Source organism: Micromonospora sp. NPDC023814 (genome assembly GCF_040639595.1).
In the GTDB taxonomy this organism is placed as follows: Bacteria; Actinomycetota; Actinomycetes; order Mycobacteriales; family Micromonosporaceae; genus Micromonospora.
This window is the reverse complement of record NZ_JBFAAF010000038.1, coordinates 61,116-71,655: the sequence shown is the minus strand read 5'-3', so window position 1 is coordinate 71,655 and position 10,540 is coordinate 61,116. Positions and strand designations below refer to the sequence as shown.

Annotated in this window: 8 protein-coding genes; 6 read left to right on the top strand and 2 right to left on the bottom strand. The window is 72.5% G+C overall.

Features of this window, described 5'->3' with window-relative positions; genetic code table 11:
* Position 1: 1 nt before the first annotated feature.
* The 6 genes from AB0G14_RS20815 (at position 2) to AB0G14_RS20790 (ending at position 9,162) form a co-directional block, all read left to right on the top strand.
* Positions 2 to 3,697 carry a nitrate reductase subunit alpha gene (locus tag AB0G14_RS20815; RefSeq protein ID WP_357699721.1) on the top strand — a complete coding sequence of 1,232 codons (3,696 nt, stop codon included), beginning with the start codon at positions 2 to 4 and terminating at the stop codon, positions 3,695 to 3,697.
* The gene (narH, locus tag AB0G14_RS20810; protein WP_357699719.1) at positions 3,697 to 5,385 is read left to right on the top strand and encodes a nitrate reductase subunit beta; all 1,689 of its coding nucleotides are present in this window, start codon (positions 3,697 to 3,699) and stop codon (positions 5,383 to 5,385) included. Before AB0G14_RS20815 ends, narH begins: the two co-directional genes overlap by 1 nt.
* A complete protein-coding gene (gene narJ / locus AB0G14_RS20805; protein WP_357699717.1) occupies positions 5,382 to 6,002 on the top strand; it encodes a nitrate reductase molybdenum cofactor assembly chaperone in 621 nt (206 codons plus the stop codon). The genes narH and narJ overlap by 4 nt, the downstream gene beginning before the upstream one ends.
* Positions 6,003 to 6,057: 55 nt before the next feature.
* A complete protein-coding gene (narI, locus tag AB0G14_RS20800) occupies positions 6,058 to 6,819 on the top strand; it encodes a respiratory nitrate reductase subunit gamma (protein WP_357699715.1) in 762 nt (253 codons plus the stop codon).
* A 235-nt stretch (positions 6,820 to 7,054) separates the two neighbouring features.
* Positions 7,055 to 8,314, top strand: coding sequence for an MFS transporter (locus tag AB0G14_RS20795; RefSeq protein ID WP_357699713.1), 1,260 nt, complete (start codon positions 7,055 to 7,057; stop codon positions 8,312 to 8,314).
* Positions 8,315 to 8,838: 524 nt separating this feature from the next.
* Positions 8,839 to 9,162, top strand: a complete 324-nt coding sequence (locus AB0G14_RS20790; protein ID WP_357699711.1) for a hypothetical protein — start codon at positions 8,839 to 8,841, stop codon at positions 9,160 to 9,162.
* Between the two features lie 112 nt (positions 9,163 to 9,274).
* Here AB0G14_RS20790 and AB0G14_RS20785 read toward each other — a convergent pair whose 3' ends face one another.
* Both AB0G14_RS20785 and AB0G14_RS20780 read right to left on the bottom strand, forming a co-directional pair.
* Complete coding sequence (locus AB0G14_RS20785) at positions 9,275 to 9,694, bottom strand: MmcQ/YjbR family DNA-binding protein (RefSeq protein ID WP_357699709.1); 420 nt, start codon at positions 9,692 to 9,694, stop codon at positions 9,275 to 9,277.
* A 97-nt stretch (positions 9,695 to 9,791) separates the two neighbouring features.
* Positions 9,792 to 10,457, bottom strand: coding sequence for an SMI1/KNR4 family protein (locus AB0G14_RS20780; RefSeq protein WP_357699707.1), 666 nt, complete (start codon positions 10,455 to 10,457; stop codon positions 9,792 to 9,794).
* Positions 10,458 to 10,540 lie beyond the last annotated feature (83 nt).

Genomic DNA, 10,540 nt, shown 5'->3' with positions numbered 1-10,540 from the left:
TATGTCGCGAGCCACCGAGAGTGCAGGACGGGCGCTGCTGACCGTGGGCGGCCTGGTGCGCCGGGCCGAGGTGTCCGCCGACGGCCGTACGCTCCACCAGATCGGCGGCCGGGAGGCGGACGCGTTCTACCGGGACCGCTGGTCCTACGACAAGGTGGTGCGCTCCACGCACGGGGTCAACTGCACCGGCTCGTGCTCCTGGAAGGTGTACGTCAAGGACGGCATCATCACCTGGGAGCAGCAGCAGACCGACTACCCGAGCGTCGGGCCCGACCGGCCGGAGTACGAGCCACGCGGCTGCCCCCGGGGCGCCGCCTTCTCCTGGTACACCTACTCCCCCACCCGGGTGCGTTACCCGTACGCCCGGGGCGTGTTGGTGGAGATGTACCGGGAGGCCAAGAGCCGCCTCGGTGACGCGGTGGCCGCCTGGGCGGACATCCAGGCCGACCCCGAGCGCCGCCGTCGCTACCAGAGGGCCCGCGGCAAGGGCGGCCTGGTGCGCATCACCTGGGACGAGGCGCAGGAGATGATCGCCGCCGCCCACGTGCACACGATCGCCGAGTACGGCCCGGACCGGATCGCCGGCTTCTCCCCCATCCCGGCGATGTCGATGGTGTCGCACGCCGTCGGCGCGCGGTTCGTGTCGCTGCTCGGCGGGTCGATGCTGTCCTTCTACGACTGGTACGCCGACCTGCCGGTGGCCTCCCCCCAGGTGTTCGGCGACCAGACCGACGTGCCCGAGTCCGGGGACTGGTGGGACGCCTCCTACTTCGTCATGTGGGGCTCGAACGTCCCGGTGACCCGCACCCCGGACGCGCACTGGATGGCCGAGGCACGCTACCGCGGCCAGAAGGTCGTGGTGGTCAGCCCCGACTTCGCCGACAACGTCAAGTTCGCCGACGAGTGGATGCCGGCCCAACCGGGCACCGACGGCGCCCTCGCGATGGCGATGGGGCACGTCGTGCTCAAGGAGTTCTTCGTCGACCGGCGCACGCCCCGGTTCGTCGACTACGTGCGTAGGTTCACCGACCTGCCGTTCCTGGTGACCCTGGAGCCGGGCGCGGACGGGGCGTACCGGCCGGGCAGGTTCCTCACCGCCGAGCACCTGGGCGAGACCGGGAAGGAGGCGGCCTTCAAGACGGTGCTGTGGGACTCGGCCACCGACGCCCCCGCCGTGCCGCGCGGCAGCCTCGGCCACCGGTGGGGCGAACAGGACGGCCAGTGGAACCTCGACCTGGGCGACCTGGAGCCGGCGCTGACCTGCCTCGGCGCCGGCGACGCGGTCGAGGTCGAACTGCCCCGCTTCGACACCGACACCCCACAGGTGCTGCGCCGGGGCGTGCCGACCCGGAGGATCCGGCGGGCGGGTGGGCGGGCGGGCGCGAGCGAAGAGATCATCGTGACCAGCGTGTTCGACCTGCTGCTGGCCCAGTACGGCGTGGCTCGCGACGGGTTGCCCGGGCAGTGGCCGGCGGGCTACGACGACGTCGCGACGCCGTACACACCGGCGTGGCAGGAGCCGATCACCGGGGTGCCGGCGGCACAGGTAGCCCGGGTGGCGCGGGAGTTCGCCGACAACGCGGAGCGCTCGGGCGGCCGGTCGATGATCCTGCTCGGCGCGGGCACGAACCACTGGTTCCACTCCGACGCCACCTACCGGGCGATCCTGGCGCTGGTGACCCTCACCGGCTGCCAGGGCGTCAACGGTGGCGGCTGGGCGCACTACGTCGGGCAGGAGAAGTGCCGCCCGGCGACCGGCTGGGCGCAGCTCGCGTTCGGCCTGGACTGGGTCCGGCCGCCGCGGCAGATGATCGGCACCGCCTTCTGGTACGTGCACACCGACCAGTGGCGCTACGACACGTACTCCGCCGACGTGGTGTCCTCGCCGACCGGCACGGGCGCCTTCGCCGGCAAGCACACCATGGACCTGCTGGCCCAGTCGGCGCGGTCGGGCTGGATGCCGTCGATGCCGACCTTCGACCGCAGCCCCCTCGACCTGGCCGACGAGGCCCTCGCCGCCCGGCCCGACGACCCGGCCGGCTGGGTGGCCGAGCAACTCGGCGAGGGGCGGGTGCGCTTCGCCTGCACCGACCCGGACGCGCCGGAGAACTGGCCACGGGTGCTGACCGTGTGGCGGGCCAACCTGCTCGGCTCGTCGGCCAAGGGCAACGAGTACTTCCTGCGACACCTGCTCGGCACCGACGCCAACCTGCGCGCCGACGAGGCCCCGGCGGAACTGCGGCCGAAGGACGTGACCTGGCGGGACGAGGCACCGGAGGGCAAGCTCGACCTGCTGCTGTCGCTGGATTTCCGGATGACCTCCACGACGCTCTTCTCCGACGTCGTGCTGCCGGCCGCCACCTGGTACGAGAAACACGACCTGAGCAGCACCGACATGCATCCGTTCGTGCACGCGTTCACCCCGGCGATCAGCCCGCCGTGGCAGACCCGCACCGACTTCGCCGCCTTCCACGGCATCGCGAAGGCCTTCTCGAAGCTGGCGGCGACCCGACTCGGCGTACGCAAGGATCTGGTCGCGGCGCCGCTGCTGCACGACACCCCGGACGCCATGGCGACCCCGCACGGCCGGGTCCGCGACTGGGCGGCCGAGGGCGAGACGCCGGTGCCCGGCCGGACCATGCCGAAGCTGCTGGTGGTCGAGCGCGACTACGGGGCGGTCGCCGACAAGCTGGCCGCGCTCGGCCCGCTGATGGACAGCCTCGGCACCACCGGCAAGGGCGTGTCGGTCGACGTCCGGCCGGAGGTGGCGTACCTGCGGCGCAAGAACGGCGAGGTGCGCGGCGGCGCGGCCGACGGACGGCCGTCGCTGGCGACGGACGTGCACGCCTGCGAGGCGATCCTCGCCCTCTCCGGCACCACCAACGGCCGGGTCGCCACCGCCGGCTTCCGGGACGTGGAGAAGCGCACCGGCGTACGCCTGGCCGACCTGGCCGCCGAACACGAGGGCAAGCAGATCACCTTCGCCGACACCCAGTCCCGCCCGGTGCCGGTGATCACGAGCCCGGAGTGGTCGGGCAGCGAGCACGGCGGCCGCCGATACTCGCCGTTCACCATCAACACCGAGCGGCTCAAGCCCTGGCACACCCTCACCGGGCGGCAGCACTTCTTCCTCGACCACGACTGGATGCACGAGGCCGGTGAGGCGCTCCCGATCTTCCGGCCGCCGCTGGACATGCACAAGCTCTTCGGCGAGCCGAGACTGGGCCGCAACGGCGAGCTGGAGATCACCGTCCGGTATCTGACGCCGCACTCGAAGTGGTCGATCCACTCCGAGTACCAGGACAACCTGCTGATGCTGACGCTCTCGCGGGGCGGGCCGACGATGTGGATGAGCGAGGCCGACGCCGCGAAGATCGGCGTACGGGACAACGAGTGGATCGAGGCGGTCAACCGCAACGGCGTGGTGGTCTGCCGGGCCGTGGTCAGCCACAAGATGCCCGAGGGGACGGTCTACATGTACCACGCCCAGGAGCGGGTGATCGACGTGCCGAAGGCCGAGGTCAACGGCCGGCGCGGCGGCATCCACAACTCGCTGACCCGGCTGCTGGTCAAGCCCACCCACCTGATCGGCGGGTACGCGCAGCTGTCGTTCGCGTTCAACTACCTCGGCCCCACCGGCAACCAGCGTGACGAGGTCACCGTGATCCGCCGCCGCTCGCAGGAGGTGCAGTACTGATGCGCGTGATGGCCCAGATGGCGATGGTGATGAACCTCGACAAGTGCATCGGCTGCCACACCTGCTCCGTGACGTGCAAGCAGGCGTGGACCAACCGGTCCGGCGTGGAGTACGTGTGGTTCAACAACGTGGAGACCCGGCCCGGCCAGGGCTACCCGCGCACGTACGAGGACCAGCAGCGGTGGCAGGGCGGCTGGGTCCGCACCCGCACCGGCCGCCTCAAGCCCCGTTCCGGCGGCCGGGTGAAGAAGATGTTCAGCATCTTCGCCAACCCGAAGTTGCCGTCGATGCAGGACTACTACGAGCCGTGGACGTACGACTACGAGCACCTGCTCACCGCGCCGGCGGGCGAGGACACTCCCGTCGCCCGGCCGAAGTCCCTGCTGACCGGCCAGGACACGAAGATCACCTGGAGCGCCAACTGGGACGACTCGCTCGCCGGCGGCAACGAGATCGCCGCCGGCGACCCGGTGCTGGCCAAGATCTCCGACCAGGTGAAGCAGGAGTTCGAGAAGACCTTCATGTTCTTCCTGCCCCGCATCTGCGAGCACTGCCTCAACCCGTCCTGCGCGGCATCCTGCCCCTCGGGGGCGATCTACAAGCGGGCCGAGGACGGCATCGTCCTGGTCGACCAGGACCGGTGCCGCGGGTGGCGGATGTGCGTGACCGGCTGCCCGTACAAGAAGGTCTACTTCAACCACCGGACCGGCAAGGCCGAGAAGTGCACGTTCTGCTTCCCGCGCATCGAGATCGGCCAGCCGACCATCTGCTCCGAGACGTGCGTCGGCCGGCTGCGCTACCTCGGTCTGATGCTCTACGACGTCGACCGGGTCGCCGAGGCGGCGGCCGTCCGGGACGAGGGCGACCTGTACGAGGCCCAGCGCTCGGTCTTCCTCGACCCGCACGACCCTGCCGTGGTCGATGCCGCCCGGGCGGCCGGCATCCCCGACGACTGGATCGAGGCGGCCCAGCGCTCTCCGGTCTGGGATCTGATCATGAAGTACGAGGTGGCGCTGCCGCTGCACCCGGAGTACCGGACCATGCCGATGGTCTGGTACATCCCCCCGCTGTCGCCGGTGGTCGACGTGCTACGCGAGACCGGCCACGACGGCGAGGCCGCGGGTAACCTCTTCGGCGCCATCGACGCGCTGCGCATCCCGGTGGAGTACCTCGCCGAACTGTTCAGCGCCGGTGACCCGGGCCCGGTGCGCGGCGTGCTCAACCGCCTCGCGGCGATGCGCGCGTACCAGCGCCGGATCAACCTCGGCGAGGCCGCGGACGAGTCGATCGCCGCCGCGGTCGGGATGACCGGTGACCAGATGGACGAGATGTACGGGCTGCTGGCGATCGCCAAGTACGAGCAGCGCTACGTCATCCCGGCGGCGCACGCCGAGGACGCGCACCGGCTGGAGAAGGTCGCCACCGAATGCAGCCTCGACTACGAGGACGGCCCGGGCATGGGCGGCGGCGGCCCGTACGGGCAGGGACCGTTCGGCGAGTCGTCCGGCACGACGGTGCCGGTGCAGGTGGAGACCTTCCACATGCTGCGGGACCGCCAGACCGCCGACAGCTTCACCGACCCGGGCGACGAGCCGCGCCGGGTCAACCTCCTCAACTGGGACGGCAAGGGCACCCCGAAGGGGCTCTTCCCGCCCCGCCCCCGCGACCGTGGAGAGGACGCAGGATGAGCGGGCCCACCTGGCGGGCGGTGGCGGCCCGGGCCGCCTCGCTGCTGCTGCGCTACCCCGACGACGAGGTCATGGCGGCGCTGCCGGTGCTGCGCGCCGCCCTCGACGAACTGCCGGCGGCGGTCGCCGGGCCGCTGGGCGAGGTGGTCGGCCACCGCGAACGCACCGAGCCGGGCCGGCTGCGGGCGGCGTACGTGGAGCTGTTCGACTTCCGGCGCCGCTGCTGCCTGCACCTGACGTACTACACCTGCGGCGACACCCGGAAGCGCGGCGAGGCCCTGGTCGGCTTCTTCGGCGCGTACAAGCGGGCGGGTCTGGCGGTGGTCGGCGGCGAGCTGCCCGACTTCCTGCCCGCGGTGCTCGACCTGGCCGCCGTGGACGACGGCGGGTGGCGGCTGCTGCGGGCCAACCGGGTCGGTCTCGACCTGCTGGTGGAGGCGCTGGGGCGGGAGCAGTCGGCCTACCGGCAGGCGGTGGTCGCCGTCCGGGAGATGCTGCCGCCCGCCGGGCCGGCGGACCTCGCCGCGGCGGCCCGGCTGGCCCGCACCGGCCCGCCGGTGGAGCAGGTGGGCCTGGAGCCGTTCGGTCTGGTCGACACGACGGAGGGTCGCCGGTGAGTGCGAGGAACGCAGCGCAGCCCAGCACCGCAGTCACGAACGGAAGGGGTCACCGATGAACACGCTGCTGTGGGTCGTGTACCCGTACCTGTCCCTGACGGTGCTGGTCGGCGGGCTGGTCTGGCGCCACCGGTACGACAGGTTCGGATGGACGACCCGCTCGTCGCAGCTCTACGAGAACACGATCCTGCGATGGGGCAGCCCGATGTTCCACTTCGGCGTCCTGATGGTCCTGATCGGGCACGTCGGTGGCCTGCTGGTGCCCAAGTCCTGGACCGAGGCGGTGGGGATCACCGAGCACAGCTACCACCTGACGGCCGTGTTCGTCGGCACGGTGGCCGGTTTCTGCACTCTTGTCGGGCTGGGCATCCTCATCGCCCGCCGACGACTCACCGGCCCGGTCTTCGCCGCCACCACCCGCAACGACAAGGCGATGTACGTGGTACTCGCCGGCGTGATCGTCCTCGGCCTGTGGGCGACCGTCCGCGCCAACGTGTCGGGACCCGGCTACGACTACCGGGAGACCATCTCCCCGTGGTTCCGGTCCCTGTTCTACCTCAGCCCCGACCCGGAGGTCATGGCCGGCGTGCCGGTGGCCTTCCAGATCCACGTCCTGGCGGCGTTCGCCCTCTTCGCGTTCTGGCCCTTCACCCGCCTGGTGCACGCGTTCAGCGCTCCGGTCGGCTACGCCACCCGCCCGTACGTCGTGTACCGCAGTCGGGACGACCGGCCCGGGCTGCGGCCGAGCCGGCCCGGTTGGGAGGGCCCACCGCGGCTGCCCCGCCCGCGTCGCGACCGCAGCCGCTCCGGTCGCTGAACGCCACACGGGCCCGGAACGACAGAGGTTCCCGCCCGTTGCCGCGGCGCGGCGCGGCGGCTCACCGACGGCGGGGCCGCTCCCCCGGCACCCGCGGTGTCCCAGCCGATGGGCGACTTTCGGCCCTACCTGGGCCCCGTCGCGGAGGCAAGGCTCGTAACGGCAGGGCGGATCCGCGACTCCCTGCGACCGACGCACACCGGCAGCACGACGATCGATCCGACGGAGAGCAGCGATGACCATCGCCCGTGACGGACAGCCGACGGACACCAACCCGACGGCCGCGGCGGCCTCCCACAGCGCCTCCGGCACGCCGACCCGGGGCAGATCCGGCGCTACGACCCAGCTCGCCCTGGCCACTCTCGGTTTCCTGGTCAACTTCTGGGGGTGGGCGCTGCTGGGTCCCCTCAGCCCAGGCATCAAGGAACGCCTCGACCTCAGCTTCACCGCGCAGTCCCTGCTGGTGGCCGTACCGGTGGTGGTCGGGTCGCTGGGCCGCATCCCGGTCGGCGCCCTCACCGACCGGTACGGCGCCCGGGTGGTCTTCCCGCTGGTCACGCTCGCCACGATCGTGCCGGTGCTGACCCTGAGCGTGGTCTCGTCCTACCCGGCGCTGATCGTGACCGGCTTCTTCCTCGGCATCGGCGGGACCGCGTTCGCCGTCGGCGTTCCCCTGGTCTCCGGTTGGTACCCACCCGCGCGGCGCGGCTTCGCGATCGGCGTGTTCGGCATCGGCATGGGCGGCACCGCCATCGCCAACTTCACCACCGTCCGGCTCGCCGACACCTACGGCGCCCGTGCTCCGTTCCTGCTCGTGGCCGCGATCCTCACCGCGTACGCGGTCCTGTCGTTCCTGCTCCTGCGGGACGCCCCGGACCGGGCGCGGCCGACCGGTTCGGCCTGGCGGCGCCTCACCGCGGTGGGCCGGCTGACCGTCACCTGGCAGTTGTGCTTCCTGTACGCGGTCGGCTTCGGCGGGTTCGTGGCCTTCAGCGTGTACCTGCCCGCCTACCTACGCACCACCTACGGCCTGAGCGCCGAGGACGGCGCGTTGCGCACGGCGGGGTTCGTGGTCCTCGCCGTCCTCGCCCGGCCGATGGGCGGCTGGCTCTCCGACCGGCTGCACCCGGTGCCGGTGCTGGTGTGGTGCTTCGGCGGAGTGGCCGCCTTCGCGGTGGTGCAGGCCTTCGAGCCCGCCCTGATGCCCGTCGCGACCGTCGCGCTGCTCGGGATGGCGGTGCTGCTCGGCGCGGCCAGCGGTGCCGTGTTCGCGCTCGTCGGCAGGGTCGCCCCCGCCGACCAGGTCGGCGCGGTCACCGGGCTGGTCGGCGCCGCCGGCGGGCTCGGCGGGTTCGTCCCGCCGCTGGTGATGGGCTGGGTGTACGGCGCGCAGGGCTCCTACGCCATCGGCCTCATGCTGCTCTCCGACGTCGCCCTGGCCGCCGCGGTGTTCACCTCGGTGAAGATGGGCGGGCTCGCCAAGCGTGTCGTCTGATCATGTCGGTGCGGCGGGTGGGCCAACACCTGGATCCGTGCCGACACTTCTGCCGCTGACGACGACCGAACACGTCAACGGACGTCGGTCGGAAACTGGCGGTAACCCTGCTGCGCCGCCGAGCCGACCGTGGCGCCGCCGGCCCTGACCACGGGGTTGGCGGTGGACGGGCACGGTGTAGTGTTGACCAGGTCCCGGACCGCGACGGCCGTACCGAGGTGCGGGTGGTCGCGCAGACACCGGCCGCCACGACCGCGTTCATCGGCGCCCGTGGCGTCGGAGGGCGTGGCGCGCGGGCCTTCCCGGCCGGCTCGGCAACCCGCTGACCACCGAGGGTGACGGCATGGTCCGGCTGCCGACGCCCGCCGGGAAGATTGCCACCGTGCCGCTCGACCTGAACTGACCGCGCGAGCCTCCCCGGGCGCCCGCCCGACACCTGCCACGCTGTGCCGGGGGTAGAGGTTTCACCGGCACGGAAAATGGAGAAGGTGGAAGTCGCACCTGCGCCCGAGGGGGGATCACTCGTGTCCGACACCAGCATCGACCGGTCCGACCGCCAGGCCGACCGTCCCGACGAGGTGACCGATCCACTGCTGTGGAAGCTCGCCTTGGACGTGGCCGACGCCCACGAGCCGGACGGGGAGGGCGGCTGCCGCAACCTGCTCTGCGCGGGCCAGGCGTGGCCCTGCCCGGCCTGGAACAACGCCCAGCACGCGCTGCGCGTGGCCCGGGCCGACTCCGCCACGCAGCCGTCGTCGCCCGGCGTCCCGAGGCAACCGGACCGTACCGACCGGCCGGCCGCAGCCGGGTCGGCGCGACGCCCCCGGCCGGCCGCGTCGGCCGCGTAGGGCGCCACCTCGGGCCGAGCCGGACGTACGCGCCCGGTCGGTGCCGAACGTCTTCGCCGTCGCACCCGCCTGCCGGGTGCGGCGGTCGTCGTGACCGGCGTGCTGCCGGGACTCAGGCCGGCCCGACCGGCCCGGTGATCCGGACGGCCAGCTTCTTCGGGGCGAGCAGGCAGTAGCTCTCGGTGAGCAACTCGCCGACCTCGGCCCAGTCGACGCCGTGGTCGAGCACCATGCCCAGCACGTCGGCGCCCCAGTCCGGCTTGAAGAACGGGTGACCGCCTGCCACCAGCGCGTGGACCTCGTCGAGGGGCGAGCGGAACGTCAGCACGCAGGTTGGCTCGTCGGTCGCGGCGCCCCGGGCGTACGCCATCTGGTGGTCGGGGTCGACAGTGAGCACGTGGGCGAAGGTGCGCTTGCGGATCCGCCAGCGCACCCCCACCCAGGCCGGCTCCTCGTAGCTCTCCGGCAGCTCGCGACAGATCGGCCGCAGCCGGTCGAGGAACTCCGACGGCACGTCTCCGGGGGCGGTCATGCCGCAACCGTAACCGCGCCCACCGACACTTCTGCCGCCCTCGCCGGCCGTCGGTTCGGCTGCGCTGCCAGGTGCGGACGCCGGCCCGCGCGGCCGGTCAGGCGACCGCGGCGTCGGCCTCGTCGAGCCAGCGCCGGTACCAGCGGTCGAAGCCCAGCGGCGTGCCGTCGGCGTCGCGCAGCGGCCGGAATCCGCTCCCCTCGGCGGTGTCGTCGGCCCCCATCTGGCCGCGCGCCGGGCCGCTGACCACCAGCGCCTCGCGCAGCGCGCAGCCGAGGTGGCACAGGTAGAGCAGCCCGATCGAGTGCTCGGGGGAGTAGACCAGCCTGTCGTGCCGTTCCCAGTAGGCGTCCTCGGCCTCGTTGAACGCCTCGACGGTGTCGTAGTCCTCCTCGTCGGGAGGCTCGGGCAGCCCGTCGGCCGGGTTGAAGGGCTCGGTGTGCGGGAACGGCTGGTGCAGTGTGTCCCGATCGGTGAGGTCGGCTCCGTCGCCCTCCCACGCCCAGCGGCCGTCCACCCTGCGCAGCGGGAACAGCCCGTAGGTCGGCCCGGCGCCGCCCCGGCCGGCGGTGAGCAGGAACGAGCGGTATTCCTCGGGCAACTCGACCCGCAGTTGCCCCTCCAGCTCAGCCATCTCCTCGGCGCGCAGCGGCGGCTCCAGCGTCCACCGGTGCGCGTGGGCGCCGAAGACCTTGTCACCGTCGGGGTGGGCGGCCAGCCGGGCGAGCCGCCCGCGCACGTCTGACCAGTCGGTGTGCGTCACGGCCGGAACCCTATCGGCGGGCACCGACAACGACGGGCGGCCGGCCCCCGGTGCGGGAGCCGGCCGCCCGTCGGCGCCGGGTG

Coding starts and splice junctions, on each gene's coding strand:
- AB0G14_RS20815 (WP_357699721.1), top strand. CDS start 2: ATGTCGCGAGCCACCGAGAGTGCAGGACGGGCGCTGCTGACCGTGGGC.
- narH (WP_357699719.1), top strand. CDS start 3,697: ATGCGCGTGATGGCCCAGATGGCGATGGTGATGAACCTCGACAAGTGC.
- narJ (WP_357699717.1), top strand. CDS start 5,382: ATGAGCGGGCCCACCTGGCGGGCGGTGGCGGCCCGGGCCGCCTCGCTG.
- narI (WP_357699715.1), top strand. CDS start 6,058: ATGAACACGCTGCTGTGGGTCGTGTACCCGTACCTGTCCCTGACGGTG.
- AB0G14_RS20795 (WP_357699713.1), top strand. CDS start 7,055: ATGACCATCGCCCGTGACGGACAGCCGACGGACACCAACCCGACGGCC.
- AB0G14_RS20785 (WP_357699709.1), bottom strand. CDS start 9,694: ATGACCGCCCCCGGAGACGTGCCGTCGGAGTTCCTCGACCGGCTGCGG.